General features: G+C 59.9%; 21 protein-coding genes. 17 read left to right on the top strand and 4 right to left on the bottom strand.

The genetic code is table 11. From position 1 onward, the window contains the following. The first annotated feature begins 325 nt into the window (after window positions 1–325). From R3F00_RS12845 to R3F00_RS12795, 11 genes are all read left to right on the top strand, one after another. Entirely contained in the window at window positions 326–1,804 is a 1,479-nt protein-coding gene (locus R3F00_RS12845) for a SulP family inorganic anion transporter (RefSeq protein WP_371282189.1), read from the top strand. Between the two features lie 3 nt (window positions 1,805–1,807). Continuing rightward, window positions 1,808–2,692, top strand: coding sequence for a universal stress protein (locus tag R3F00_RS12840; protein WP_371282188.1), 885 nt, complete (start codon window positions 1,808–1,810; stop codon window positions 2,690–2,692). 419 nt (window positions 2,693–3,111) lie between these two features. Then, a complete protein-coding gene (locus R3F00_RS12835; protein WP_371282187.1) occupies window positions 3,112–4,509 on the top strand; it encodes a P-loop NTPase fold protein in 1,398 nt (465 codons plus the stop codon). Between the two features lie 142 nt (window positions 4,510–4,651). After that, window positions 4,652–5,413 carry a hypothetical protein gene (locus R3F00_RS12830; protein WP_371282186.1) on the top strand — a complete coding sequence of 254 codons (762 nt, stop codon included), beginning with the start codon at window positions 4,652–4,654 and terminating at the stop codon, window positions 5,411–5,413. Between the two features lie 125 nt (window positions 5,414–5,538). Beyond that, window positions 5,539–5,862, top strand: a complete 324-nt coding sequence (locus R3F00_RS12825) for a transposase (protein ID WP_371282185.1) — start codon at window positions 5,539–5,541, stop codon at window positions 5,860–5,862. Window positions 5,863–5,888: 26 nt separating this feature from the next. Continuing rightward, entirely contained in the window at window positions 5,889–6,356 is a 468-nt protein-coding gene (locus R3F00_RS12820) for an RDD family protein (protein ID WP_371282184.1), read from the top strand. 168 nt (window positions 6,357–6,524) lie between these two features. Next, the gene (locus R3F00_RS12815) at window positions 6,525–6,992 is read left to right on the top strand and encodes a hypothetical protein (RefSeq protein WP_371282183.1); all 468 of its coding nucleotides are present in this window, start codon (window positions 6,525–6,527) and stop codon (window positions 6,990–6,992) included. A gap of 90 nt (window positions 6,993–7,082) precedes the next feature. Next, window positions 7,083–7,388, top strand: coding sequence for a hypothetical protein (locus R3F00_RS12810; protein ID WP_371282182.1), 306 nt, complete (start codon window positions 7,083–7,085; stop codon window positions 7,386–7,388). Between the two features lie 82 nt (window positions 7,389–7,470). Continuing rightward, window positions 7,471–7,869, top strand: coding sequence for a hypothetical protein (locus R3F00_RS12805; protein WP_371282181.1), 399 nt, complete (start codon window positions 7,471–7,473; stop codon window positions 7,867–7,869). A gap of 347 nt (window positions 7,870–8,216) precedes the next feature. Beyond that, window positions 8,217–10,556, top strand: a complete 2,340-nt coding sequence (locus R3F00_RS12800) for a choice-of-anchor Q domain-containing protein (RefSeq protein ID WP_371282180.1) — start codon at window positions 8,217–8,219, stop codon at window positions 10,554–10,556. Between the two features lie 369 nt (window positions 10,557–10,925). Beyond that, window positions 10,926–11,444 (top strand): tetratricopeptide repeat protein, encoded by a 519-nt coding sequence (locus tag R3F00_RS12795; RefSeq protein ID WP_371282179.1) that lies wholly within the window; start codon window positions 10,926–10,928, stop codon window positions 11,442–11,444. 272 nt (window positions 11,445–11,716) lie between these two features. Here the strand turns inward: R3F00_RS12795 and R3F00_RS12790 are convergent, their stop codons facing one another. Next, complete coding sequence (locus tag R3F00_RS12790) at window positions 11,717–14,884, bottom strand: hypothetical protein (RefSeq protein WP_371282178.1); 3,168 nt, start codon at window positions 14,882–14,884, stop codon at window positions 11,717–11,719. A gap of 208 nt (window positions 14,885–15,092) precedes the next feature. Between R3F00_RS12790 and R3F00_RS12785 the strand changes: the two genes are divergently transcribed. Then, window positions 15,093–15,524, top strand: a complete 432-nt coding sequence (locus R3F00_RS12785) for a hypothetical protein (RefSeq protein ID WP_371282177.1) — start codon at window positions 15,093–15,095, stop codon at window positions 15,522–15,524. Between the two features lie 87 nt (window positions 15,525–15,611). On the opposite strand, the gene R3F00_RS12780 is transcribed toward R3F00_RS12785, so the two are convergent. Then, on the bottom strand, window positions 15,612–15,845 hold the full coding sequence (locus R3F00_RS12780) for a hypothetical protein (RefSeq protein ID WP_371282176.1): 234 nt from the start codon (window positions 15,843–15,845) through the stop codon (window positions 15,612–15,614). Between the two features lie 126 nt (window positions 15,846–15,971). Between R3F00_RS12780 and R3F00_RS12775 the strand changes: the two genes are divergently transcribed. The 3 genes from R3F00_RS12775 to R3F00_RS12765 all read left to right on the top strand — a co-directional run bounded on the left by R3F00_RS12775 (window position 15,972) and on the right by R3F00_RS12765 (window position 18,134). Beyond that, window positions 15,972–16,694, top strand: coding sequence for an RNA pseudouridine synthase (locus tag R3F00_RS12775; protein ID WP_371282175.1), 723 nt, complete (start codon window positions 15,972–15,974; stop codon window positions 16,692–16,694). Next, window positions 16,694–16,915: a hypothetical protein gene (locus tag R3F00_RS12770; protein WP_371282174.1), complete on the top strand. Its 222-nt coding sequence runs from the start codon at window positions 16,694–16,696 to the stop codon at window positions 16,913–16,915. Before R3F00_RS12775 ends, R3F00_RS12770 begins: the two co-directional genes overlap by 1 nt. A 298-nt stretch (window positions 16,916–17,213) precedes the next feature. Next, window positions 17,214–18,134 carry a ferritin-like domain-containing protein gene (locus R3F00_RS12765; protein ID WP_371282173.1) on the top strand — a complete coding sequence of 307 codons (921 nt, stop codon included), beginning with the start codon at window positions 17,214–17,216 and terminating at the stop codon, window positions 18,132–18,134. A gap of 215 nt (window positions 18,135–18,349) precedes the next feature. Here the strand turns inward: R3F00_RS12765 and R3F00_RS12760 are convergent, their stop codons facing one another. Then, a complete protein-coding gene (locus tag R3F00_RS12760; RefSeq protein WP_371282172.1) occupies window positions 18,350–20,821 on the bottom strand; it encodes a S8 family serine peptidase in 2,472 nt (823 codons plus the stop codon). A 481-nt stretch (window positions 20,822–21,302) separates the two neighbouring features. On the opposite strand from R3F00_RS12760, the gene R3F00_RS12755 reads away from it, so the two are divergent. After that, a complete protein-coding gene (locus R3F00_RS12755) occupies window positions 21,303–22,631 on the top strand; it encodes a hypothetical protein (protein WP_371282171.1) in 1,329 nt (442 codons plus the stop codon). Window positions 22,632–22,880: 249 nt separating this feature from the next. Here the strand turns inward: R3F00_RS12755 and R3F00_RS12750 are convergent, their stop codons facing one another. Next, window positions 22,881–23,801 carry a M23 family metallopeptidase gene (locus tag R3F00_RS12750; protein ID WP_371282170.1) on the bottom strand — a complete coding sequence of 307 codons (921 nt, stop codon included), beginning with the start codon at window positions 23,799–23,801 and terminating at the stop codon, window positions 22,881–22,883. Window positions 23,802–24,267: 466 nt separating this feature from the next. On the opposite strand from R3F00_RS12750, the gene R3F00_RS12745 reads away from it, so the two are divergent. Further along, a complete protein-coding gene (locus R3F00_RS12745; protein WP_371282169.1) occupies window positions 24,268–25,146 on the top strand; it encodes a bile acid:sodium symporter family protein in 879 nt (292 codons plus the stop codon). Window positions 25,147–25,163 lie beyond the last annotated feature (17 nt).

The raw sequence follows: 25,163 nt of genomic DNA, 5'->3' as shown, positions 1-25,163 counted from the left end.
AGGAGCTGGCTTCAGCCGCGATGCTTCCCCGCTTTTCGTAGGAGGCCCGTCAGGGGCGATGCTCTTCGGCACGAGTCCAACCAAATGCATCGCCCCTGAAGGGCCTCCCACGGCGAAATTTCGCGACATGGAAGAACGCGTCAACCTTCCCCCTCAGGCAATCCCATCCCGCATGGTCTAGAATGCGCGCCCCCGAGGAATAGCTGCCTGGACTCACCATCCCCGGCCTGTTCGCCTTCAAGCGAACGCCCGCTGCGGATTCGCGGCAATCGTCACCCTCGATCCCCATCCTCCAACCCTCGCCTGATGCGAGGAGGAAATCCCCGTGTTCAATTCCATCCGCCAGGAATGGCTGTCCAATCCGCGTGCCGATGTCCTCGCTGGCCTGGTCGTGGCCCTGGCCCTGATCCCCGAAGCGATCGCGTTCTCGATCATCGCGGGTGTCGATCCGAAGGTCGGCTTGTACGCCTCGTTCTGTATCGCCGTGGTGATCTCGTTCACCGGTGGCCGGCCCGGCATGATCTCGGCCGCGACCGGTGCGATGGCCCTGGTCATGGTTACCCTGGTCAAGGATCACGGCCTGCAATACCTGCTTGCCGCAACCCTGTTGACCGGCGTCCTGCAGATCATCGCCGGCGCACTCAAGCTCGGCGTGCTGATGCGCTTCGTCTCGCGCTCGGTGATCACCGGCTTCGTCAACGCGCTGGCCATTCTGATCTTCATGGCCCAGTTGCCGGAACTGATCGGCGTGCGCTGGCCGGTCTACGCGATGGTCGCTGCCGGCCTGGCCATCATCTACGGATTCCCGCGCCTCACCCGCGCGATTCCGTCGCCACTGATCTGCATCGTCGTGCTGACCGCGATTGCGATCTACTTCAAGATCGACGTGAACACGGTCGGCGACATGGGCGAGCTGCCCGACAGCCTGCCGATCTTCCTCTGGCCGGAAGTGCCGCTCAATTTCGAGACGCTGAAAATCATCTTCCCGGTTTCGTGCACGCTGGCCGTGGTCGGCCTGCTCGAATCGATGCTGACCGCTGCCATCGTCGACGACCTGACCGACACGCCGAGCAACAAGAACCGCGAAGCCGCGGGGCAGGGCATCGCCAATATCGCCTCCGGCCTGCTCGGCGGCATGGCCGGTTGCGCGATGATCGGCCAGTCGGTCATCAACGTGAAATCGGGCGGCCGCACGCGCCTGTCCACGCTCACAGCCGGTGTGGTGCTGCTGATCATGGTCGTGTTCGCCGGGCCGCTGGTCGCGCGCATTCCGATGGCGGCCCTGGTTGCGGTCATGATCATGGTCTCGATTGGCACCTTCAGCTGGAGCTCGATCGTCAATCTGCGCACCTACCCGAAATCCTCGAGCATGGTCATGGTGGCCACGGTGGTCGTTACCGTCTCCACGCATGATCTGGCCCAGGGCGTGCTCGTCGGCGTGCTGCTTTCGGCCCTGTTCTTCGCGCGCAAGGTCGGCCAGGTTCTGCATGTCGGATCGACTTCGCTCGACGAAGGACGCACGCGCCGCTACGTCGTCACCGGGCAGGTCTTCTTCGCCTCGGCCGATGGCTTCGTGCAGCGCTTCGATTTCCGCGAAGTGCTGGAGAAGGTGATTATCGATGTCACCCATGCGCATTTCTGGGATCTCTCGGCGGTCGGCGCCCTCGACAAGGTGGTGCTCAAGTTCCGCCGCGAAGGCGCCGAAGTCGAAATCCTCGGGCTCAACGAAGCCAGCACCACCCTGGTGGACCGTCTCGGCGTGCATGACAAGCCGGGCGACGTCGAACATTTGATGGGACACTGAAGCATGAGCGCGACCGAAACCACCCTGATCCACGCCGATGGCTGCGTCCTCGCTGCTCTCGATGTTTCCAGCTATTCGGCCAGCGTCGCCGAAATGGCCGCCTGGGCGGCTGCGCGTCTCGGCGCGCCGCTGGAATTCGTGCACGCGATTGATCGCTCGACCGCCGCACCCGGCAAGCAGAACCTCAGCGGCAATCTCGCCCTCGGCGATCGCGAGGATCTGCTCGCGGAGCTGACCGCACTCGATGAGTCGCGATCGCGCGTGGCCCAGGAAAGCGGTCGCCGTCTGCTCAGTCAGGCGCTGGCACTGGCCGCGCAATCCCACGGCATCAAGGCGGAGTCACGTCTGCGCCATGGCGCCCTGGTCGATACCCTGCTTGAGTTCGAATCCGAAGTGCGCCTGTTTGTCATCGGCAAGCGCGGCGAACACGCCGATTTCGCCAAGGGCCACCTCGGCAGCAATCTCGAACGCGTGGTCCGCGCCGTGCACCGGCCGGTACTCGTTGCGGCCAGGTCATTCAGCGCACCGCAACGTTTCCTGATCGCCTTCGACAACAGCGCCACCACCCGCCGCTGCATCGAGATGGTCTGTGCCAGCCCGCTGCTCAGGGATCTGCCCTGCAACCTGCTGATGGTCGGTGAATCATCAAGCGAACCGGAAGGCCTGGAATGGGCCCGCGAGCAACTCAGCGATGCCGGGTTCCATGTGGATGTGCACGTCGTTTCCGGCCCGGCGGATGCCGCCATTGCCAAACATGTGCAGGAACAGCCGATTGACCTGATCGTGATGGGCGCCTACGGGCACTCGCGGATACGCAGCATGATTCTGGGGAGTACGACGACTGAGGTGCTGCGGAGTTGTCTGGTGCCGGTTTTGTTGTTGAGGTAGTACAGCAGCGGCCTGCAATGGGTCGCTAGGCTGCGCCGATGTTGTGGTACCCCAATTTGATCAAGATTTTATCGACTGCTGTCTTGGCCCTGGGCTGGGAGGGCGCCCCTCGGTGCGCGGAGGGTAGGAAATAGCCTCCGTCTCTTTGTTCCAACATTCCATGTTAGGCTTCCGAAATACGCCCCTTTATGGGTTCGGGTAGCTGGTGAGCCTCCAAGAGATCAGCTGTGTTTTCTGAATTGCAGCAACTGCTCCTTTGGTCTCAATAGATGGGCGTGCTCCCGTGGGCCTCTATCTCGTCGCGTCCATTGACTTGGGTCGAGGCGCGCGAGCGGCCATTTTGTACTATAGGAGTCTATGTATTCGCATAACAGCTTATGCGAGATTTCCTCCTGTAATTGCCGAAAAGTTCTCATGCAATGAAATTCAAATCCCAACCTATCGAAATTCCCAACGAAGATCCTTTTCGCAATGACGTGCTCGATAGAAGGCCGGCAGTCGAATTTCTAACGGATCTAGTTCTCAAAATTGATCCGCCATTTGTGTTGTGCATCGATTCACCTTGGGGAACCGGCAAGACAACATTCTTGCGAATGTGGGAGCGCTATCTGTCAGATAGACAGGTTGAGACTCTGTATTTCAATGCATGGGAGACGGATTTCGCCGAAGATCCGCTTTTGGCATTTGTATCAGAGATATGCGAATTTACAGAGTCGAGACTCGCCGAGCGTAGTAGTCCGAACGCCAAGAAACTGGATAGAGCAAAGCATATTGCATCTGCTATTGCGCGACGCGTATTACCCGTTGCTGGGAAGTTAGCTACTGCTGGACTCCTTGACCTAGATTCATTCACCGAATCGGCACTTGCGGAATTGACTGAGGAATCAATAAAGAACGCAACCGACGCATACTTGGCAGAGAAGAATCTAATCAGGAAGTTTCACGATTCGCTTGAGTCTTTGGTTAAGACACTTCCAAAGCAAGATGGTCAGCCGATGCTTCTGATCCTAGTCGACGAGCTGGATCGATGTCGACCGAACTACGCGGTTGAACTTCTTGAGAGAATCAAGCATTTGCTCAACGTTAAGAACGTAATGTTTGTTCTCGCGCTTGACAAGAGTCAAACGCAGGTGAGCTTGAGTACGATCTATGGTCGCGAATTTGAAGCAACAGAGTATTTGCGCAGATTCATTGATCTTGAGTTTCGGCTTCCAGAGCCAAATGTTGAAAAATTTACCAAGCACCTACTCAATGAGTTAGGTCTAGAAGAGTGTTTTTCTCAACGAACACATTCCGAATTTAGGTTTGACAAAGAGCAACTTGAGGACGTGTTTAACGGATTGTCTCGCTTATTTGGTTTCTCGCTCAGAGCTCGCGAGCAATGCTTCACGCGGATTCGGATGGCAATACTTTCGGTGCCAGATAATCACTACCTCCATCCTATGCTATTAGTTACGCTTGTTGTACTCCGCACGGTAGCGACAGATGTCTATAGGAAGTTCATGAGCAATTCTGGCGGCGCGTCCGATGTAATCAATTTTTTTCGATCTCAAGAAGGCGGAGTTACATTCTTGAACTCCCATTCAGGTCGAGTGGTGGAGGCATACTTAATTGGAGTAAAGAGAGGGCACCGAGAATCTTCGCCTGAGTATTTGGAGCACCAGCGAATCTCAAGTGACGATGGCGCTGCAGAAGAAGAACGCGAACGAGCGAGTTTCATACTTGGTGTTCTCGGCGAGTTCAGGTTCCGCGATAGATTGCCAAGGCTAGAAGCTATTGCTTCAACAATTGAACTCTCTGGGCGAATTGAGCGATGACAGGCTGATTTTCGGAGTTTGCTGAATAGACGTATTGGGTTGGAGGAAGTTTGTTCTGAGTCCGCGCCAGCTCGACAGGATCGGGAATTCGTAAGCTGCACTCTGCGCTGGAATGCGGGCGCATAAGAATGTGAGAATCCAAATGCCTAATGAATCAATGCCGTTCTACCTTGACTGGACTTTCTGGACAGCCCTTTGCGCACTCATTGCGATCATCCTGTCGCAACTTCCGCCTCTACATTTACTTCTGCGTCCAAGACGTCTAGTGGTCGAAGTTCACAGTCGAATTGGAGTGACACACAAGGTTGGAAATCCAAACGCAAGTCTTGTGGTCAGTATTAGCAATTCGGGCGGACGGGAACTCCGAATACGCGGCATCAGTCTCGACGTTTTACGTGATGGAGTTCCGCTGACCATTCTGCCAGCGCAGAACTACTTCGAAACACCATCGTCACAATCTTCGGTACTGTTCGTTCCGTTCTATCTGAAGCCGGGTGAAACATGGGCCCACAGGGTTGTATTCTTAAATATTTTTGATCGGCTTACAGAAAAGCAGTTTCGCGAGCAACTCTCCAATCTTGACTCAGATATCCGTCGCAAGATTCGAGCAAGGCCAGAGAATGAAAAGAAGGCAGTGGAGGCTGGCGAGGCGCTTGTAAAGCCATTTTATCAAATGTTTGAACGGCTCTTCGTTTGGCTGCCTGGCGAATATGTCATTGAACTCAAGGTCAATGCTGAGCCGGGTTCTGCTTCCTACACCAAGAAGTATCGATTCACTCTTTATGAGTCCGATACTGCCGACCTACGAGAACACCTTGAAGACTATCCGTTCGGTGGTGGCCTCACGTACAACATTGAGAGGCATGGTGGTATCAACATCCCGTTAACTGAGCATGCTGGCTAAAACTATAACGTAGACAGGAACAGCCGGATCACCCACGAATCTTTGCCGGTCTTGGGGTCAAGTTGGATCACTCCTGATTTCTCGGACACCACAAAACGGGGACAATCCCCCGATGGAGGTGTTCGATGGAAAAGCGTCGCCGATTCACATTGGAATTCAAACGAGAGGCCGTCCGACTGCTACGCGCAGCAAAGAAGCCTGCCGCTGAGTTGGCCCGAGAATTGGGCATCCCGCGCAATCGACTGTACAAGTGGGCAGAGGATGTTGAGAAGAGGGGATCAGGCCTTTCAGGAAGAACATTGGGGTCAGGTCTATCTTCGTACCATCGCCGCGGATGGACGCACGCACAATTTCCTAACGCGACCGAGACAGCCAGACGTCACCAATACAATCAGACGACACCAATTGCGACGCCCGCTTGCTTTCTGATGCGCTCAGGGGCAATTTGACTTGAGGGGCACAAGGAGTTTGAAAAGTGTCAGACGAGAGTGATTTGGAGTACGCAGGCTTCTGGATCCGTGTTGGGGCATCTCTCATTGACGCCTTGCTGCTGCTGGCGATTACTATTCCCTTGGCTTGGCTCTTGGTGGGGCCTTCCTACTGGAACGATACGTCGTTCTTCAAAGGAGGATTTGGGTTCGTGCTCGACTACCTGATGCCCTTTGCTTTGACTTTGGCATTCTGGCTCTCCTATCAGGCCACTCCTGGCAAGATGGCCATCACCGCCAAGATCGTAGACGCCCGAACTGGCAGGGCGCCCAGTATTGTCCAGTATCTAGTGCGTTACTTTGGCTATATTCTGGCGGCATTGCCATTTTTTGTCGGCATCATTTGGGTCGCTTTTGATCGTCGCAAGCAAGGATGGCACGACAAATTGGCCGGGACGGTAGTCATTCGGCCAAAAAGAAATGGTGCCGAAAAAGTCGTTTTCAGCGGGCGGTAGTGGACAACCTTCGAGACACACACGAGGACATTGGGGTCAGGTCTATCGTCGCACCTTAGCCACGACTAGAGTCAAGAGCAGAGAATGTTCAGGCCAATTGTGCATGCGGCAGGTATGCCAAGACCTGATCCCAGGAACGCTCAATCAGGAAAAGGGGAGCAAGCAAGGATGTTGACGAAAAATGTGCTGGCGCTACTCGTGTGCGCTCCCCTGGTGAGCAGCCCAGATTTGTTCGCGCAGGCTCCGGGAGGCGACGCCATTCTTGCTAGCGTCAGCTACTTCCTGACTGATGAGGAAGTAGTCGAAAAGACTAAAGAAGCTATGGATGGATCCAAGGAGGCAGCGCTATCGCTGACAAACTTCTACTGGATGCGTGGCCAGCCGGACAAAGCGAATACATTGCGCTGGGCGCTGATTGGCAGCGAAAATGGAAGTGCGGAGGCGCAGTTTCGTGCCTACCAGAGACTGAGAAGTACCAGCAATCCTCTTGACCACAGGAGAAGCATTTTTTGGCTCAGGAAGTCTGCATCCCAAGGATTTCTGGATGCAGTGCGCGCGCTGGAGCGATGCGGTCATCTGGTCAAAAATGATCCAAACAGTCGCCTTGCTTGTTTTGGCCCAGAAGCGGATCAGTGAAGGGGTAACAAACGGGGACACCCACAATTTCTTGTCAGTGCGGAATGTCCCGACCACCAAGCGCGCACACCAACAGGCCTGGAATCCAAAATGAGAGACCTTATCCGGAATTTCCTCACGGCATGGCGGCTACCCCGCTGGCGCTGGGCGCTGGTGGCTGCCGTCTTGTCGGACATTCTCGGCTTTGGCGTGGCCCTCTGGCCTCCGGCTCAGTGGATCCTGGATGCCATAACGGCGGTGGTGCTTTTCGCGCTGCTGCGTTTCCGTTGGCCGCTCCTGCCCGCTCTTGCGATCGAAGTGGTGCCGGGGCTGCAATTATTCCCCGCCTGGACCCTCGTGGTGGCCGCCCTGGCCAGCACCGAGAATCCGAAACCGGCGCTCTCAGACGAAAAATAGTCGGCAGAACAATCGGGACACCCACAACACATCCGTACAAACGGGACATCCACCCCAGCACATTGGCATTCGAGGAAAGTTCATGAGCGGAAAGCTGGTTAGGAACGGACTTGTCGCAGCGGGAGTCATGAACATCGCTGGCGTACTCCTGTTTTCGCGCGCTTTCACCAACAACGCCATCAACGAAGCTGACCCGGTCGTGATGTCGGACTTCGGCCTGTTGATGATTGTCGTATGGGGCCTGGCCTACATCAGCGCCGCTTTCATCAATGCGAACATCAAGTGGCTGGCCGGAGCCTTTGCGGTTGAGAAACTCGTCTATGTCGTGGTCTGGGTGCTCTGGCTTTCCGAGAACAGTCTTTCAGCGCTCTATTCCCGCGACCTGTTCGCCGGGGCATTTTTCAGCATCTACGGTGTGAATGACCTGCTGTTCATGCTGTTTTTCGGGTGGGTGTTTCTCTCGGGGCATCGTGACCAATAGGCGTTGAGTTTCTCGCTCACGCCCGCCCATCCGGGGCCGCATCGGGGCAGGGGCCACTGTCGTACCATCGCCCGGGTTGGGCTCAGGGCTAAGCAAAGCCAATCCGAATAGAGCCTGGCGGTGCGCCGCAACGCGTGACGTCGCGTGGGGATCGTCGCGAGGCGATTTTCGAGGTCATGCAAGCAGCGTGACCCCATACCGTCTGCCTGTCTGCAGGAAAAGGCCGATTTCTCGAGTAGGCATCTTGTGAAATCCTGGATGTCCCTGACTGAGGTTCATTCTGCTGGCCCCTGGCGGCGCCCTTTTGCGTGGATGCGTTCAGGAACCACGCAATGCGGAGTGTGACCATGAACCTTAGAAGCCTCGTCCTCGCCCTGGGCCTGGCCATGCTGCTCGCGAGCATGCGAATCGGCGCCACGAACATCGAAGTCTCCACGCCGAATGACCAGTTCGGCGAGGACATGACCAAGTGTTCGCTGCGCGAGGCCGTGCAGGCTGCCAACACGAATGCAGCATTCGGCGGATGCCCGGCTGGCAGCAGCGCCGACATCATCACCTTCCAGGGCTTCTCGAACCACTTCAAGCTCAGCCGTCCCGGGCGCGGCGAGGACGCGAACGCGACCGGCGACCTCGACGTCGATGCGAGCGGGACGGTCGTCTTCGTCGGTAACGGCACCGGCAAGACCGTCATCGACGGCGACGGCGTCGATCGCGTGTTCGACCTCGACTGCCGCTCGGACATGAACGTGCAGTTCAACTCGCTGACGATCCTCGGCGGCGATGCCGGCAGCAGCAACGGCGGTGGCATCTACGACTGCGCCGGCGTGCTGTCCCTTTATCAGGTTCACATGACCGAAAACACCGCCAACCAGGGCGGTGCCCTGACGATCGCCTCGTCTCCCCTGGCCGGCAACGTGACGGTTTCGCGTAGCGCATTCACGCGCAATCACGCCCTGACCGGTCCCGGATCGGCGATCCGCCACGGTGGCAGCGACCTGCTCAGGCTTACGAATACGACACTCAGCGAGAACGATGCGAGCGGCGCCGGCGCGCTCTACGCAGAAGGCGACGTGAGCCTCAAGAACGTGACCGTGGCCTACAACACGGGCGCCGGCACCGGCGGCGTCTACATTCAAGGCGGCAGCGCACGCTTCGACAACTCGATCTTCAGCGACAATGCCAACCGCAACACGTCCTCGTCGACGGGAGTCGATCTGCGCTGCATTCCGACTGCTCTGAGCGACGGCTACAATCTGTGGAAGAACGGCGTCTGCACGTTCGCGATTCCACGCGGCACCGACCTGCCTGACACCGATCCGCTGCTCGGCACGCTCGCCGACGCCGGCCGCTCGCGACCCGTGCACGTGCTGCTGCCGGGCAGCCCGGCACTCAACTCGGGGGCGCCGACTCCGAACGACGGCAGTCCCGGCCGCTGCGATGCCTACGACCAGCGCGGTATCCAGCGCCAGCAGTGCGATCGCGGCGCGTTCGAGCAGCGCGTCGACTACGCGGTCAACTCGACCGCCGACGCGCCCGACAGCAATCCCGGCAATGGCGTCTGCCAGAGCACGATAGGCGGCTGCACGCTGCGTGCTGCGCTGATGGAAGCCGGCGCCCAGGACGTACCGATCGTGATCACGATTCCGGCGGGTATCTTCAACGTCAACATTCCGGGCGAGGACGACGACCTCGGCGTCACTGGCGATCTCGATATCATCGCGCTCGAGGGCGAGGGACGAATCCTGATCGGCCAGGGTCCGGACCGGACCGTGATCCGCAGCAACGGCGTCGAGCGCGTGTTGGATCTCGACGGCAGCAGCGCCTACCGGTCTGCGATCGGCCTGTTCGGGATGCGCATCGAAGGGGGCGACACGATCCATCCCGGCGACGACAGCAGCGCGTACGACGGTGGCGGCGCGCGATTCTCGTTCCCGCGCATGCTGACGATCGACCGGGTGTGGTTTGACCGCAATGCGAGCGGATCGTCGGGCGGTGGATTGCATGTGCTGCAGGGATCGGGCCCGGTGCGCATCACTCGCAGCGCATTCACGCGCAACTACGCCGTGCGTGACGGGGGCGGCATGAGCCTGGGTCAGGGCACGGACATGTCCGTCAGCAACAGTCTGTTCGCCGACAACCTTGCCGACCTCTACGGCGGTGGCCTCGATGTCTACAACACCTTCTCTGGCCGGGTTGATCTGTCCTGGATTACCGTGACCGGAAACTATGCGGAGCGTCAGGGTGGCGGCGTATCGTTCAGCGGCGGCGAAAGCCTCGGCGCGGCCCTGATCACCGGCAACAACGACGGATTGTCCCTTCATGCCCCGGATTGCCTGACGCGTTCGGAGGGCGTGGTCTCGTCGGGTTATGTGCTGATCGGCGCCGTCAGCGATGCCGATTGCGTCCTCACCGGTGATCCGACGGGCAATCAAATCGGCGTCGAGATCAACTTGTCGCAGGTCAGCATGGCCGGATCGGATATTCCGTTCGCAGCTCCGAAACCCGGCAGTATCGCGGTCGGCGCTGTTTCCGCTACGCGTTGCCGAGACGGCGCGGGACGCTACGTCCATACCGACCAGCTCGATCTGGCGCGCCCGGTGAACAATGTCTGCACAGTCGGCGCAATCGAGGGCACGAGTGACCTGATATTCGCCAACGGCATCGACGACAGTTATGCCGGCGAGTGAGGTCGCCAACGGGCCATCCACATGGTTCAACCGGGAGAAACAACCAACCCGATCAACTGGACAACCGGGAAGACAACGGGACACACAAGATTCCCGGCACTGGCAGGAATCCGATTCCTCGCCAGACCCAGCGGAATCGGCAGCCGTCGATGGTTGGCGGAAAACGCCCTGGTCGGGTTGGCAGGTCTCGGTCGGGTGGCGATTCCCGGCTGGAGGGCCCTCTCCGAAAGATCCAGACCAGGGAATTCGCAAGAGCGGCGACAGCCGACATGCCTGGTCCTGCAGACGCGGTGGTCTGCTTGCCTACGATGTAGTGTAGTTTTCTGGCAAACTGCTTTTGTTTGACCATCGCAAATCAGGGAGATCAGGATGAAATTTCGTTTGGGCTTAATTGCCGTGGCATTGTGCGTTCTTGGCATGAGCGGAGCGTACGCCGACAAGGCGATCGATCCGGCAACCTATCAATCGTTGCCGAAGGAAGAAGCGGCCAAGGCACTGTTGCGCGAAGCCATGATCCAGGCAGACGACGGAAGCTGGGAGCGGATCGGGGTTGGTCGCGTCTACTACCTTGGCGGGATGAAGCCCGAAGGCCAGGCGATCTTCGATCAGATACTGGCCGCGGATGACGATGCCAGCGACCGATTTCGGATAGCGCGCGTATATGTCGAGGCCGGGGAGTGGGCGCGGGCCAAACCCTTGTTTGACGAAGCCATCCGGATGGAGCCGAAGGAAGAAAAGTGGCTGGCCGAGGTCGGTGCCTACTACCTGCTCAACGGCGATCGCGAAACCGCCGAATCGCTGTTCGACCGATCCTTCAAGAGAAACCCGGAATTGTGGGCTACCGTCGCAGCGGCAGGCGCGTATCTGGGCGTGAAGCCGCAGGAATAGCGGGGCAGCAGGTCGACAGGAGATCGGCGTATCCGGGAGGCCGTTTCCGCGAGCTGGACTGCTGGCGGGAACGGCTGCCCCGATTGCTGTTTTCGAGTGCAATCTCGACGTTTCAAATGGAACGAGGCCTGGCTTCACCGTTCGCCGGAAGGAAACCTGCGGGTGTCTCCATTCTCATCGCTATCCTCCTGGACAATCCTCATTGATTGGGCGGAGCCCGGGCCTCGGTGCGTTCGTGTCCAGAGGTCAGGATCCAGGCATGCGTCGTCGACCTATTGCCAAAGCGCTCCGTAGCCTGCTTCCCAGAACTTTCGATTCATCGCCGGAATGTCCTTGTTGAGCAACTCATCGGAACGGGCTTTCAGCGTCGCCCACTGCGCGTTCAGAATCTGCAGTTGTTCCAGCGCTGGCGGATTGATCTGCGGAAGATGGCTCTCGGTGTGGTTGATCAGGAACAGGTAGCTGGCCGTGAACTTGTTCGGGAAGTTTTCGACATCGTCATAGGCTTTCGATCGGCGCTGGACCATGTCCTCGTCCCAGGCCTTGAGCTTGCCTTGCAGGGCTTCGCCTTCGGACTTGAGCGCGCTGTACCTGGCATCAGCGGGAATCTTGGCCAGCAGTTCTCCAAGCTGGATCTGCTTGTCATGCAGACTGTTGATCCGCTGATGCATCGCGCTCAGTTCGGCTTCCATCGTGGACATGAGCGTGTGATAGGCCTGATATCCGCTGGCATCCGTCGTGTAGAGAGGGTTGGCCAGAATCTCGGCGTCTGTACTCAGCGTCTGATCGCCGGCCTTTAGCGTGAATCGATACTTGCCGGGGATTGCCTTGTGGCCGGCGTAATTGGCCTCGAAGTAGACGTCGGGCACACCGGTCATGGTCGGGTAGCGCAGGTCCCAGACGAACCGGTTGAGTCCGCTGGCCTTGGGCAGTACCGGGTCGGGCCTCGGACCTCCCTCCCACTTCTTTTGATCGGGATCGCTCTTTGATGAAAACGTCCGAATGGTCTTGCCCTGGGCATCGGTAATCTGCAGCGAAATGTTTTCCGTCTTCTCCAGCTCGGGCAACTGGTAATAGAGAACGATGCCGGAGGCCGGGTTGACGCCGTTGAACGTGCTCGCGCCAGTGAATGCCTCCTCGCCATCGGCATCCGGCTGGTCCAGTTCACTGCTGCCGTTGACCAGGTAGGCGTCACCGGGTTTGTAGAACACGAATGCAGGCCGATCGCTCTGGTACTGACGGATCAGGCCGAGGTCATCGAGAATCCAGAACGATCTGCCCGAGGTTGCGGCGATCAGATTGCCCTTGTGGACGCGCAGATCGGTGATCGGCGTGACCGGCAGATTCAACTGGAAGGAGGCCCAGTCCTTGCCCCCATTCCATGACAGATAGACGCCACGTTCTGTACCGGCATAGAGCAGACCCGGACGCACATCATCTTCGCGGACCACGCGCGTGAAGTCGTTGTCGGGGATGCCCTTGTCGATTTTCGTCCAGCTCGCACCATAGTCGGTGGTCTTGTACAGCCCCGGCGCATGGTCGTTGAACTTGTACCGTGTCGTGGCGATATAGGCAGTGCCCGGATCGAACGGAGACACTTCGATGGCGTTGACCAGGCACTCGGCCAGACCTCGCGGCGTCACGTTTTTCCAGGTCTCGCCGCCGTCGCGGGTGACATGCACCAGGCCGTCGTCGCTACCGGTCCAGATCACGCCCTTCTCGTGCGGAGATTCGACCACGTAGGCCAGGGTTCCGTAGTTTTCGGCACCCACGGCTTCGTTGGTCATGGGTCCGCCTGGGGTGCCCTGCTTGTCCTTTTCGTTGCGTGTCAGGTCCGGAGATATCTCTTTCCACGTCTTGCCCATGTCGCTGCTCTTGAGCAGGTACTGCGCACCATGGAAGAAGGTGTCGGGTTCGTGGCGGCTCCAGACAGTCGGTGCATTCCAGTTGTAGCGGTACTTCATGTCCTTGGCATCCATGCCGAGGTACTGGATTGGCGCGGCCATGATGTTGGTGCCGGCCTTCGCCTCGGTATCGATGATCTCGATCGTGCCCTGGTAGCTGCCGCCCATCACGAATCTCGGGTTGTCAGGGTCGAAGGCCAGGAAGGCACTCTCTCCGCCAGCCGATGACTTCCAGCTCGACGTGCCGATGTGATCATTGCCGAGTTCGCGGCTGGCGATGGAAACGGAACTGTTGTCCTGCTGACCTGCGTAGATCCGGTAGGGGAACTGATTGTCGACGTTGATTCGATAGAACTGCGCAGTGGGCATGTTGTCCTGCGAACTCCAGCTGCGGCCGCGATCAAAGCTGATCGATGCGCCGCCGTCGTTGGAAATGATGAAGTTGTTGGCGTCGTCCGGATTGATCCACAGGTCGTGGAAGTCGCCATGCGGTGCCGTGAGGGTTTCCCAGGTCTTGCCGCCATCGTCAGAGCGCAGTGCCGGCGCGCTCATCACATAGATCGTGTTCTCGTTCCCGGGGTCGGCGAACAGCTCGATGTAGTACCAGGCACGCTGCACCAGTCGAGGTTCGCTGCTGATCTTTTTCCAGTTCTTGCCTGCGTTGGAGGACATGTAAAGCCCGCGCTCGTCCTTGTAGGAGTCGGTCTCGATCAGGGCGTAGACCTTGTCCGGGTTGGCCGGACTGACAGCGATCGCCGTCTTGCCCATTTCCTTGGGCAGACCCTCGCTCAGTCTCTCCCACGTATCGCCGCTGTCGGTCGACTTGTACAGGCCGCTGCCAGGTCCGCCACTGATCACCTTCCACGGCAGTCGACCGTGCTCCCACATGGCTGCGTACAGGATGCGCGGGTTGCTCGCGTCCATCGACAGTTCCGAGGCGCCTGTACGTTCGTCGACGTACAACACTTGCTTCCAGGTCGCGCCGCCGTCGCTGGATTTGTAGATTCCTCGTTGCGGCGAGGGTGAATAGAGCGCGCCCTGTGCAGCGACAAGGACCAGATCCGGATCATTCGGATCCACGACGATTCGCGAGATGTGCTGGGTCAGCTCCAGGCCGACCCGTTTCCAGGTCTTGCCCGCATCGGTGGATCGATAGACGCCATCGCCGTCATGGCTCATGACACCGCGAACGGCGTGTTCGCCGGTACCGACGTAAACCACATTCGGGTCGCTGGCGGACACCGCAACCGCGCCGATGGTCGCGGTCTGGAAGTAACCGTCAGACACATTGCTCCAGCTCAAGCCCATGTCGGTGGTTTTCCAGAGGCCGCCACCCGTGGTCCCCATGTAGTAGGTCCTCGGGTCGCCGACGACGCCGGTGCTGGCATTCGAACGTCCGCCGCGGAACGGGCCAATCGAGCGCCACTTCACCGGCTTGAAATAGGTATTCAGATCGTCAGCGGGCGCCGCCGCTTGCACTGGCAGGTGGAGGGCGCCGAAACACAAGGCAATCAGCACAAGGAACCGTGGAGACATGTTGGAGACCGCCGCAGATGTCGAAGCGCTCGATTCTACACGGCCAGCACATGTTTCCAGGGCGCGACGCGAGACGTGTACAGGGCAGGGTACCGATCCGCTGTCCGGCTTTTCCGACGCAGGTCAGCCGGGGCGCGAACATCGCACCTGGGACACGATGCCAGGCCCCGGGCCTTCTGCGCGAGCGCCCTCGAATTATGATGGGGGCATGAAACCCGTCCTTTCGGGAACACGGTTCCCTGATCCGCCGGCCCTTGCCGGCATCTACGTGGCTCAGCCTGTACGCATGGAACCGGTTCCTGTCAGCCGGGATCCGCGCTACATCGCGACATGCGCCCGCGTGAACTGTCGCAACGTGAAGGTTGGCAAGGCGAGAAATCTGGCTTCAAGAAGGCGCGACTACGTCAGGGACTTTGGTCAGGACAACATCAGTTTTTATCCATTGCTGGCAACGGAAGAATCCGGACGCGCGGAATCGCTCATTCTTCACGGCCTCAAGGCGTATCGAATGCGAAGTCCGAAGGGCGGCCTGATGGATTGGCTGTCAGGCGTTTCAATGGAAGCCGTCATGGCGGCTGTTTTCAGCACTTTGGATGAGGCAGGAATTCCGTACAAGCCACTGGTTGACTGCAAGGTTTGACAGCGAGCGAGTCGTGTTCGGAAAGAGCGGGACAGCCTTTCCTCTGTTCCGCCTTCCAGATCGAACATGTTCGACGTTCGACCTTGTCTACCCGCCCTGCAGCAGCCTGACCATGCCCCAGCATGATCCGATGAAGATCAGGAATCCTTCGATTGCCGTGACCCACCTCATCGCGTGCCGGCTGAAGATCAAGCGCAAGAAGGCCTGTGAATAGCAGATCGCCATGAGTTTCGGCGGATCCGTAAGGAACTCCCAGTCCAGATAGCCCCCCAACATCAGCAGCAGGCCAATGACGGCAAGGCTCAAGTGCAGTCCAGCCATGTGCAGTGCCTTCCGGTTGGTGTGGCTTGTCTGCTTTCAATCCTGGACTCGTGATCCTGTGTTGTCGAGACGCACGATCCAGGGCAGGCCAGTACACTGCACACTCCAGCCAACGCGAGCACCATCATGACCGAACCCGTTCGACTGGCCAAACGCGTGGCTGAACTTGCTGGCTGCTCGCGTGCCGACGCGGAGCGCTATGTCGAGGGTGGCTGGGTCTCGGTGGATGGTGTGGTCATGGACCGGCCGCAGCACAAGGTGACGAAGGAATCGGTGTCGATCGATCCGGCAGCCACGCTGGCTGCCCCCGAGCCGGCGACGATCCTGCTCAACAAGCCGGCGGGGTTCGATGCGATCAGCGGGCCCAGGCCTGCGGCCGCTCTGGTGACCGCAGCTGCGCGATGGGCCAATGATTCCAGCGGCGTTCGATGGCTCAAGCGTCACCTTGCCAGCCTCACGCCACTGGTGCCGCTGGATCGCGAAGCCAGCGGCCTCATCGTGCTGACCCAGGATGGTCGTGTCTGGCGTCGACTCAGCGAAGACGGCGACGAGATCGAGCACGAGTACATCGTCGAGGTCAGCGGCGACATCGCGCCATGGGGTCTGCGCCGTCTCTGTCATGGCCTCAGCTATCAGGGACGCGAGCTGCCCGCGTGCAAGGTCAGTTGGCAGAACGAGATTCGCTTGCGCTTTGCGATCAAGGCGGTGCAGGGCGGTCAGTTGCGCGACATGTGCAAGCAGGTGGGCCTGGAAGTGATCGCCATTCGCCGGATCCGAATCGGAAGAGTTGCCCTGGCCAAGATGCCGGAAGGAAGTTGGCGCTATCTGCCGGCAGGTGAGCGGTTGTAGTGAAAGCACGAGGAGTTGCCCTGGCCTTGCTGGTGCTGGCGGTGGCTTGTGTTGCATTTGCCTGGTGGGGGCTGAGTACTGTTTCCGGCCGCAAGACTTTCGACGAAATGGCCGGCATTTTTCCCGTTCTGGTTGGTGTCGCAGGCTTGCTGTGCGTGGCGTGTTCGGGCGTGATATTTCTCTGCTTGCATCTCGTTCGTGGACGTTCGCATCGTCCCTGAACGCGGAGAGCTACTGCGCAATCAGCACTTTTCACCGCCTGGTCGGTGAAAGGCGGCCAGAACCCGCCACGCCCGCCTTGCCGGATACGATGGGAGAGTGAGTGGCGAGGCTCGAGTCTGGCAATCACCAATCGCCTGGCGTCCGCATCGCCGCGATCCGAGCTGACACTGCCATGCCCTGAAATGGCCACGTTCCGCACCCTGCAGTGCCCGATCGCAGCGTCAGCATTTCCCTGTGCCGGCAATGTCGCCTGCAACTTGTCGACGACTCGGATCGTCGAGCCGGGGAAATAGCGCCATGTCATTCCTTAAACCCGCTTCTTCACCCTTGCGACTGACCGATTTCCGCATGCAAAGTTGTCCAGAGCTGGCGGCTGATCCCGGCTTGCTGGCCATTCTCAAGACCACGGCGCTGGTCGAGTCGCGAGCAGACAACTACGCGGAGTATCTCCATGCGGTATTCCAGCCGCGAGACCATCGTTGGCGCGAAGCCATTGAAGGCTGGAACCAGGAAGAGCGACAACACGGCATCCTGTTGCGGAATCTGGTGGTTGCCGCCGACCCGGATTTCGATTTCGACTCGGCGATGCAGCACTATCGGGCGACCGTTCCCTACCACGCCTGTGATGGCTGCTCGGTACGCGGCACCATCGCGGACGAACTGGTGGCACGCTGCGTGGTGGAGGCGCTGGCCAGCACCTTTTACCGGACGCTGAAGGACGGCGCTCGAACGCCCGTTCTGCGAGCGGCGCTGGTCGCGTTGGCTCGGGACGAAGCCCGCCACTACGGCATGTTCGCGGCCATGCTCCGGGAAGAACAGGAAGGTCCGAACGCTCTTGGGCGATGGCGATGTTGCTGGGTTGGCATTCGACGAATGACTGAATTGGGCGATCAACAGATCATCGGTGCCTACATTTCCGCGGCCCGCGCAGTGTCGGGTGGGCGGTCACCCGCTCTGGCCGCGCAGCGTTACGCCGCAGCGCTGTTTCCACGCTATCGCTTTCACCATCTGCGCTTCGCCGCACGGCTGATTTGCCCGGTCCTGTTTGGTCGAAGTGATGCGATGACGGTGAACCTGTTTGCGCTGGCACTGCGAGTGGGAGTCATGATGAAAGGACTTGTCGCGCGCGGACAGGTCTCTGCGCTATCGCGAGTGCGTGCCTTGCTCGGAGAAAAGGCGGCCGGGTGGGCCGGCAAGGCCATCTCGTCCAAGGGATGAACTCCGTGCCCGGGCGGAACTGCCGGGATTGAAAAACAGGCTGTTGTCGAGATGGTTCAATTCCACATCCGCCCTTTGATCCTGGTCTCTCGGGACGGACATCCCACTCGGATGTCACAAAAGAAAAGGCGGGGTTTCCCCCGCCTCGGTTCTTGCGCCTGATCGCGGCTTGCAGATTGAGCAAGCCGCGGTTTCAGGGTATTGCGGTCAACTGGCTACTCGACGCCGGGGCTGGCGTTCGGACTCAGCGCAATCGGCAGATGCAGATTGGGCTCGTCGCCGGCACTCGGTGTCAGGGTCAGTTCACCCATGTTCCATTGGCCTGCCGTCAGCATTGCACCGTGTGCAGTTACGGTGACGACTTGCGAGCCACCGGTGCCGATGGTGAACGACGTGGGCGAGAACTCGACCGCACCTGCCGGGAATCCGGTCACGGACAGCGTGTAGGTCTGCGACCCGTCCCGCGCTCTCTGGAACGTGCGGGTAAACACGGTATCGCCGGTGAAGTTCCGCCGGGCGATGTTGGCCAGGTTCAAGGTCGAGATGTCACCGGCCGTGGCCGGATTTGCCGCCACGAAGTTCGCGGTGGACTCATCCATGACCAGGCCTACCTTGGCGGCAGCCGTCAGGTTCACGCGGCCGGAACCGTAGTCCCAGATCCGGACCGGCGAGCCGTCCTGGTTGATCGCGCCGAAGTTGTTCGAACTCAGGTTGAGTGCGGACTTGATCTGCGTTGCCGTCCACGCCGGATGCAGTGCGCGCATGAGGGCGCCTGAACCTGCCAGATGAGGACTCGACATCGACGTGCCGTTGCTCAGGTAGACGCCGCTCGGGCCGACCACGCTTGCCGCACCGGCGGCGAGAATGTCAACACCGGGTCCGGTGATGTCCGGCTTGATCATGCCCTGGTTGCTGACCAGGCGAGGGCCACGGAAACTGAAATCGGCGATGATGTCGCCCTGCGAGGGGAATGCGCTGGCCGTGACATCGATCGAGATGGTTGCCGTCGCAGGATTGTAGGCGGCCTCGATGTTGTTCCAGTCGCTCATCAACATGGACCACGAGGTCAGGTTGGCACCCAGGTTCAGGTAGATGACGTCGACAAAGATCACGCCCACGGCGCCGGCAGCCAGGGCATTTGCGCGTCGCGTGCCGCTGGCGCAGGAGCTGGCCGTGCCGTCAAGGTGGAGCACTGCTACTGCACCTTCGTTGATCGGCTGCGGATCGCCGTCGAAACCGTCGTCGTAGATCCGTTCAGCCGGGCTGTCCATGCGGAAGAAGGTGCCAGCAGGAAACGGCGAGCAGCCGTCGGTTGACCCGTTGGCGAAGGTCGGACTCTTGATCAGTGGAACATTGACCATGTTCGACGTCGGCAGCGGCGCGCCGCCGGGTCGCATTGGAACATCCTGCGTATTCGGTGGAGGCGCCGGCTCGCTGGTCAGATCGAGGCTCACAGCGATGATGCGGTCCTGGGTCGAGGCCGCGACGGTTTCGACCCAGGGCTCCATGTGGTTGACCTGTCCCTGAGGATTGGGCACCGACGTGCTGGTGTTTCCTGCAGAAGCGGCCACGAATGTTCCGGCATTGACAAGGTTGCGGAATGCGATCGAAGTGGCATCCGCCCAGGGCGAGGTGCCGCCACTGATCGAATAGTTGAGCGCGTCGACCCCGTCGGCCAGGGCCTGGTTGGCCGATTGCGACGTCGCCGAACTCGAGCAACCCGTGGTGCATGCCTTGTAGGAAATGACGTTGGCGTGTGGGGCGACGCCCGAGATCACGAACGGCCCACCCGCGAACGTCGCGTTCCAGCGGTTGCCGGCCGACGTGCTTGCAGTGTGCGAACCGTGATCGTCGGTATCTTCGCCGCTCGTGCCGGGTGTGGCGAAGTTGTATATGCCGACCAGCTTGTTGTTGCAACGACCCGCGTCAGGCTGGCCAGCCTGACAGGTGCCCCGATATACGCCCGCGCCGAACGGATTCACGAAGACGTGACCATCGATCGGCCCCACCTCGGCGAACGCAGGGCTCTGCCAATTGATGCCGGTATCGATGACGCCGACGATGATGCCTTCGCCCCTGGTGTCGACTCCGGACGCGGTGTCGCCATTCCAGATCGAAGGCGCGCCGATAAATTCGGGCCCACGATCGGTGGTCAGTTCAAGCATGTGCTCACGCTCGACGAGCATCACGTCGCCGCGCGTCATGACCTGGGCGGCTTCGGCCTCAGTCAGGCGGACGATCACGGCGTTCAACGCGTGCTGCATGCGCGCCCTGACTTCGATCGGGCGATTCAACGTGTTGGCGAGGTCGTCGATAAATGTCTGCTGCCTGCTCTCGAGATGAGCGACATAGGCGAGCGAGGCTGGAGAGTTCACATCAAGCTTGGACGTTGTGACGCCTTGCCTGACAATCCGTTCTGGCGCCCTGAGGCCGGGAACTTCGCCGGCATAGGTGGCCAGCGCCGCTTCCTTGAAGACGATCGTGTAGTAAGCCGAATCAGTCGCCGGCGTGGATGCCGTGGTATTGCCCATTGAAGCGCCGGACAGTGCCCGGGCGAGATCGAGCACCGTAACGCTGGAGGCGGAAGCGGTTGCGGCCATGCCAGAAAGCAAGGTCAGGGCCAGCGCGCTTGCCAACGGGGTGGTGCGGCTTCGAGCGGCATGCAATGAAAAGTGTCGCGAATTCATGGTTTCTCCTGCTGATGAATATTGAAAAGCAAAGCCGAGCTCTCCTGCCTGGCAGCGATGCACTGTCAACGAGACTCGCGGATTTGTTCCTGTTCAGCCGATTCGGCAAGTACTAACCGGGTGATATTCCGCCCAATGTCCATCTCGCGCAACCGTGAATCCGGAAATCGCGCGATCCGGGCGAGGACGCGTGTCGCGGAAAGTCAGCCCGCAGGCTGAAAACCGGGATCGGGCTCACATCATGCAACGACGCGAAGTTTGGCCATGAGAGGGGACATTGGGGCCACGGCGCAGGTATCTTCCTGGCCATTCAGCTTGCAGGGCCGCTTGCACGAGTGATCGCGAGGGCGATCCGGATCAGGTCGTGTCCCAGTGCCGGCCCTGTCCGGTTCGAGCGTTGCATGCAACCATTGTTCGCTCGGGCGGTACTCACCGGGATCAGTTCGATCAGACACCCCCCTGGACAGGACGGAAACCGGATATGCGCTTCTTGAGTCTGGCGTTGGGGCTGCTTGCATGCTTGTTCGCCCAGGAAGCGCTTGCGCTCGATGGCGATGCCGATCCCGTATTCGGCAAGAACGGACAGATTGCGCTGGTCCGTCCTCAGCAGACTCCGGGCAATGCCGCGCAACCCACCGGCGACCTTGTTGTATTCGCCGATGGCCGCTTGCTGTGGGCTGCGCCACTTGACGATGGCAGTGTCTGGCTGGGTCGCGCCTGGAGGGATGGCTCGGCCGATCCGATGTTTGGAACGGATGGCACAGGGCGCATCACCTTGCCCGGATGCGGTCAGAAGCGGAACGCGCGACTGGTCGCCGACCATGCGGGTGGCGTCTATCTGTGGTCGAGTGGCTGTTTGCGACACGTCCTCGACGATGGCTCGCTGGCTCCCGGCTTTGGCATGGGCGCGATGCCGAAGGATGGTTTTTCCGCAGCCGAGCTGGCGCGCGATCTTTCGGGGCGTTTCGTGCTGGCCGGTCGCGAGGGACAGCAGGTCAAGGTCTATCGTTTCGGCCCGAATGGTGCGGCTGACGTCGGTTTCGGAAGTGACGGCAGTGTCGAAATCGACCTGCCTTCGACGAATGGTGCACGCGAACTCAACGCGCTTGCGGTTCGCCCGGATGGGCGCATCCTGGTCGCTGGATCGCGAGGCAACAGCAGCGGACCCAATCTTGTCGTCGCGCAACTTCTGCCGAGCGGCCTGCCGGATTCCGCCTGGGGTGACAATGGCCTCGTCGACCTGGCACCACCATCCGGATTCAATGGCTTGATCGCCAATGCAATGGCGCTCGATATCGATGGCAGCCTCGTGGTGGTGGGCAAGGCGAGCAATGGCAGCAACAGTTGTTGCGTCCTGGTCACACGGCTCGACGCGGGTGGCCAGGTCGTCGCGGAAACCGGATTGAAATTCCATCAACTTTCCGGCCAACCATCCATTTATCCGTTCTTCGAACAACGCGATAGCGTCGTGATCCTTCCCAACCACCGCATCCTGATCGGTTCGATCGCATTTCCGTTCAGCGCACCACTGACTCACCGCACGCAGTACACGCTGATTCGGACATTCCCGAATGGCGACCTGGACCCGCGCTTCGGCCACGATGGATGGAACAGCTACACGATTTCCGATCCGGAAGGGTTGGGCCAGCTTGGCGACTACAACCAGATGCACGCGATCGGCCACGATGAATCCGATGGCAGCATGGTGATCCTTGGCCGCACCTTCTTCGAAGACAACGCCACGGGCAACGATTACGTCAGTCTGGTGCGTGCGCGTTTCGATCTCATCTTCGATGGTCGGTTCGACTGAAGCTGTATCCCGGTCGAATCGCGCAAGCTGGCGCTTTCCAGGTCGGCTCGTTTTCGGCGCCTGACTTGCGCCCGGGCAATTCGTCTGGCACTGGCACGCAGCATCGCTGGTCGGCCGCCACAACGGTAGTGTGCTCGGTTGCCCGCATGCGTCGATTTCCGATGGTATCCGGAACTCGCGGGATTCGATCGCTATCCTGCTGCTGTTTGCGTGACAGGCAGGCGAACACCCTGGCGACGCGCAATGGAGTCAGTCGTCAATCGACCCTTCGCCTTCATCGGGCTCGGCCTGCTCGGCCTTCTCGATCTTCGCTTCTGCTTCCGCGTGGGTATCGCTGACCGAGGGCAATGTGGTCGGGTTGTCGAACAGCAACGCAGGATCGACGCGCTTGCCGAGCCAGCGCAAACCGATATGCAGATGCGGACCGGTGGCGCGTCCCGTGCCTCCGATCGTGCCCAGCGTCTGTCCGCGCTTGACCTCGTCGCCTGCGTTCACCGAGATCGAGTCCAGATGGAAATTCATGCTGACCAGACCGTCGCCATGATCGACATAGACTGAATTTCCAGCGTAGAAGTGATCTGCGGCAAGCACTACCTTGCCATCGGCTACGGCCTTGACGTCGTTGCCGGCGCCCACCGGATAATCACGTCCGCTGTGCAGACTTTCATGCTCTCCGTTGAACAGGCGTTCGCTGCCAAAATCGTCGGCGCTTTTTGGCAGGCTCGCTGCGGGCTCGCCCAGCGGCAAAGAGAATAGAGCGGGACCGTCGCTGCCATCCAGAATCTTCTCGATGTCGACACGCTCCGCCAGTGCGCGCTTGGTCTGCTCATCGGATGGATTGAGAAAGCGGTCTAGGCTCTCGGGCAGCTCCATCTCGACTTTCGGAAACTCCGCTTTCTCGACTCTAAGCGTGCCCATGTGTTGCTTGCCATCCTGATCCCATAATGCGATCTCGTGGGTGCCGGGCTTAGTCTGGATATCGACAGGGAAATAGCAGACCGCATCCACCGCAGCGTAACGTTTGCCATAGACGCCGCATTCGCTTGCCGCCATGCCCGCCCAGCGGGCAACGCCACCTTGCGGCGCAGTCACGATATTCGCCGCCATCGCACTTCCGGCGAGGAAGCAACTGCCAAGAAGAACGGAACTGAAGTGTCGTGCTGTCGTCATGCTGGTTTCCCCGCGATCGATGAAAAGATCGCCAGACCCTACGCGAGCAACACGGAACCGCAGCCCAATGGACTCTGGAACGGGGCACGGATCAGGAAACCATTGACGATGTTTCCGGCATGAAAGCGAAGACTCCACTTCACACGATCGCCATGCTGGCCAGCAAGCGGCAAGGGTTTCCGATCCGCGCGCACGCGAGCTGGCAATCGGCATCATCAAGACGCAGGTCCCGGAAATCGGGGAAATGAAGGCGCTGATCACTGATTTTGGAAGCCGGCGCAGCATCGCCCATGACTGGCAGCGAATTGCCGTCGTCGAGTGCAATCCCATTCTCGCCACTTCTTCGGCAATCGGCCATTCACGGCGGATTTCCACTCCATTCGAGCTGCGCAGGAATTGCGCAATCCGTGTTGCCGAATGCAAGGAGGCGAACTGATAGTCTTGGCTTTCCAATCAGGAGTTGCCGATGGCCGACAATCCGCTGCTGACCGTATTTCTGCCGCTGGCCCTTGGCACCATCATGATCGGCCTGGGTTTGCATCTGGGTATCGCCGATTTTCGCCGCGTCCTCGCGATGCCGAAAGCGGTCATGCTGGCTCTGGTGATCCAGGTGCTGGCTCTTCCCCCGGTCGCATTTCTGCTGGCGCGGGCATTCGATCTTCCGGGCGAGCTGGGCCTTGGCATGGTTCTGCTGGCGATCTCGCCAGGTGGCATCACCGCGAACCTGTTCAGCCACCTCACTCGTGGCGACATCGCGCTGAATGTCAGTCTGACGGCGATAAACAGTCTGATTGCCCTGGTCACGATACCGCTCTGGGCTGCGTTTGGAATGCAGGTATTCCTCGGCAGTGAGGGCGTGGTTCCGCCACCGACACGCAAGGTGATCGAGGTTGCGGTGTTCGTGATTGCTCCGGTGATCATCGGCATGAGCGTGCGTCACTGGCGTCCGCGCTGGGCTGCAGCGGCCGAACGTCCCATCCGGGTCATGTCGACCCTGATTCTTGCGGCACTGATCGTGTTGACGGTCGCTTCCGAGTGGGCGTCGTTCCTCAAGTACGCCCCGATCGTCGGCCTGGCCTGCCTGGCGTTCAACCTGGTCAGCCTGGGCAGCGGCTACGGTGCAGCACGGTTTGCGCAGTTGCCGCGCCCGCAAGCCATCGCCATCGGCTACGAAATCGGCATACACAACAGCACGCTGTCGATGTACATCGCCCTGCAGGTGCTGTCGATGCCCGAAGCCGCGATCGCATCCGCGATCTACTCGCTGATCATGTACCTGACCGCGGCGCTGTTCGCCGTGTGGCTGATACGGACAGCGCCCAGAGTCGCCATGACGCCAGCCTGAGTATCCAGTCAGGCCAG

It is taken from the genome of Dokdonella sp. (assembly GCF_041395345.1).
Lineage (GTDB): Bacteria > Pseudomonadota > Gammaproteobacteria > Xanthomonadales > Rhodanobacteraceae > Dokdonella.
Note: the sequence above shows the minus strand (reverse complement) of the source record. Positions and strands in the feature narration are given on the sequence as shown.

What these genes read in the sequence shown, in the direction of transcription:
- R3F00_RS12840 (WP_371282188.1), top strand. Translation starts at nt 1,808, where the DNA reads ATGAGCGCGACCGAAACCACCCTGATCCACGCCGATGGCTGCGTCCTC.
- R3F00_RS12825 (WP_371282185.1), top strand. Translation starts at nt 5,539, where the DNA reads ATGGAAAAGCGTCGCCGATTCACATTGGAATTCAAACGAGAGGCCGTC.
- R3F00_RS12790 (WP_371282178.1), bottom strand. Translation starts at nt 14,884, where the DNA reads ATGTCTCCACGGTTCCTTGTGCTGATTGCCTTGTGTTTCGGCGCCCTC.
- R3F00_RS12755 (WP_371282171.1), top strand. Translation starts at nt 21,303, where the DNA reads ATGCGCTTCTTGAGTCTGGCGTTGGGGCTGCTTGCATGCTTGTTCGCC.
- R3F00_RS12765 (WP_371282173.1), top strand. Translation starts at nt 17,214, where the DNA reads ATGTCATTCCTTAAACCCGCTTCTTCACCCTTGCGACTGACCGATTTC.
- R3F00_RS12835 (WP_371282187.1), top strand. Translation starts at nt 3,112, where the DNA reads ATGAAATTCAAATCCCAACCTATCGAAATTCCCAACGAAGATCCTTTT.
- R3F00_RS12750 (WP_371282170.1), bottom strand. Translation starts at nt 23,801, where the DNA reads ATGACGACAGCACGACACTTCAGTTCCGTTCTTCTTGGCAGTTGCTTC.
- R3F00_RS12795 (WP_371282179.1), top strand. Translation starts at nt 10,926, where the DNA reads ATGAAATTTCGTTTGGGCTTAATTGCCGTGGCATTGTGCGTTCTTGGC.
- R3F00_RS12780 (WP_371282176.1), bottom strand. Translation starts at nt 15,845, where the DNA reads ATGGCTGGACTGCACTTGAGCCTTGCCGTCATTGGCCTGCTGCTGATG.
- R3F00_RS12810 (WP_371282182.1), top strand. Translation starts at nt 7,083, where the DNA reads ATGAGAGACCTTATCCGGAATTTCCTCACGGCATGGCGGCTACCCCGC.
- R3F00_RS12775 (WP_371282175.1), top strand. Translation starts at nt 15,972, where the DNA reads ATGACCGAACCCGTTCGACTGGCCAAACGCGTGGCTGAACTTGCTGGC.
- R3F00_RS12805 (WP_371282181.1), top strand. Translation starts at nt 7,471, where the DNA reads ATGAGCGGAAAGCTGGTTAGGAACGGACTTGTCGCAGCGGGAGTCATG.
- R3F00_RS12745 (WP_371282169.1), top strand. Translation starts at nt 24,268, where the DNA reads ATGGCCGACAATCCGCTGCTGACCGTATTTCTGCCGCTGGCCCTTGGC.
- R3F00_RS12800 (WP_371282180.1), top strand. Translation starts at nt 8,217, where the DNA reads ATGAACCTTAGAAGCCTCGTCCTCGCCCTGGGCCTGGCCATGCTGCTC.
- R3F00_RS12760 (WP_371282172.1), bottom strand. Translation starts at nt 20,821, where the DNA reads ATGAATTCGCGACACTTTTCATTGCATGCCGCTCGAAGCCGCACCACC.
- R3F00_RS12830 (WP_371282186.1), top strand. Translation starts at nt 4,652, where the DNA reads ATGCCTAATGAATCAATGCCGTTCTACCTTGACTGGACTTTCTGGACA.
- R3F00_RS12815 (WP_371282183.1), top strand. Translation starts at nt 6,525, where the DNA reads ATGTTGACGAAAAATGTGCTGGCGCTACTCGTGTGCGCTCCCCTGGTG.
- R3F00_RS12785 (WP_371282177.1), top strand. Translation starts at nt 15,093, where the DNA reads ATGAAACCCGTCCTTTCGGGAACACGGTTCCCTGATCCGCCGGCCCTT.